This window comes from Aminobacterium sp. UBA4987, from assembly GCF_002396985.1.
Lineage (GTDB): Bacteria > Synergistota > Synergistia > Synergistales > Aminobacteriaceae > Aminobacterium > Aminobacterium colombiense.
On record NZ_DGZF01000004.1, the window covers coordinates 1 to 1,581 of the forward strand.

A 1,581-nucleotide genomic window follows, 5' to 3' on the forward strand; every position below is an offset into this window, starting at 1 on the left:
GCCCACTCTGTAATGCTCCGCGTCACAGGAAGCCCTCACAATCCCGTATCCATTCTTCCCATCCGGCATATTGTGGAAGGGGCCTTCACCTACTTTGACGTCTGCCTCATCTTCCTCACCGCCACCTTCTTCATGGCCCTTCTTCGTGAAAGCGGCGGGGTGGCCTTCATTGTACGGAAGATCGTTTCTACCTTCCACAAAAGACGAACAATCTGCCTTCTGCTCCTTACTTTCGTTCTCCTTCTTCCCGGAGCTCTTACCGGGTCGGGAGCGACAACGGTTCTTACCGTAGGCGCCCTTGTGGGAGCAGTGCTTTCAGCTATGGGCGTGGATGAGACGAAACGGGCCGCCATCATTTTTTTAGGAGCGGCCATGAGCGCCGCGGCGCCTCCCATCAACCTCTGGGCCATGATGGCCGCCGCAGGCGCCAACATGCCCTATGTGGGGTTTGGGAAACCCCTTCTTGTCCTTTCAGTGGCGGGAGCCCTCTTCTCAGTGTTCTGGCTCGCGGGACGGGGAGAGGGACAGGTGGACCTCGACAAGGCTCTGGCGAACCTGCCTGAAGTCCAGGAGGGGCAGAGCTGGTTCAGGGTGACCTTCCCCTTCGCTCTGCTGCTGGCCCTTGTTCTGGCGGGACGGATCTGGCCTTTCTCCATGCCCGTATTGGGATTGCCCCTGCTTTTCATGATCGCGTCCTTTGCCGTCGTGCTGCTGAGCCCCAAACGCCTTCATGTCTGGTCAGTCGCCTGCGCAACCGTCCATAACCTGACCACCCTCGTGGGGATCATGGTGGTGGTGGGCATCCTGATCCAGATCATGGCCCTGAGCGGAGCCCGGGGGCTCATCTCCCTGGCGGTGGTCACCCTTCCCCTGGGTGTGCTCTTCGCCACCCTCTTCATTATCCTGCCCCTTTCGGAAGGGCTGGTGCAGTATGCGGTGGCCCCCCTTATCGGCGTGCCCCTCATCATGCTTTTCAACATGCGGGGTTTAGATCCCATCATAGCCCTGTCGGCCATGGCCGTCATATGGCCTCTGGGCGACTGTCTGCCTCCCACCGCCGTTGTGGGACGGGCCACAGTAATGGAGCTGGGATATACGGGGCGGTACTTTCAGGATTTTGTGAAGGCCTGCCTGGTGCCCATGGCCTTCATCGCCATGCTGGGGACCCTCTTTCTCATATTTAGCACCAGATTGTCATTTCTTGGAGGCTAGATGACCATGATACTTACAAATACCATCGTTATGTACCTGTATTACGCCATAACCCTCTTCTTCGGGGAGGCAATAGTGTACAACCTCATCAAGACAGAAAAAGCCCAGGACGCGGTGCTCTACTGCATCATCCTCATGCCCTTCGTGCTGAGGCTCCTTCGGTTGAAGTAGAAGTGAGGTGGGGAGAATGAAAAACAATCTGAAAATCATCAAGATCATTTCTTTAGTCATAGCCCTGGCCTTTGCGGCCATTGCCGGACGAGATTTTTACGAGCACCGGCATTTTATGGAGCCGGTGGTTCCATCGCCGTCTTTAACTGAAGTGAAGAAGCTCTCTGATTACGAACCAAGCCTCAAGGGAACAGTCAA

Annotated in this window: 2 protein-coding genes and 1 pseudogene; all 3 read left to right on the plus strand. The window is 56.4% G+C overall.

The features are described 5' to 3' along the window. A partial coding sequence (locus B2U56_RS01420; protein WP_286951778.1) for a C4-dicarboxylate ABC transporter occupies nt 1-1,212 on the plus strand: 1,212 nt, incomplete at its 5' end. Between the two features lie 6 nt (nt 1,213-1,218). Further along, complete coding sequence (locus B2U56_RS01425) at nt 1,219-1,383, plus strand: hypothetical protein (protein ID WP_286951781.1); 165 nt, start codon at nt 1,219-1,221, stop codon at nt 1,381-1,383. 16 nt (nt 1,384-1,399) lie between these two features. Beyond that, nucleotides 1,400-1,581: pseudogene (locus B2U56_RS01430) on the plus strand (succinylglutamate desuccinylase); the annotation flags it as partial.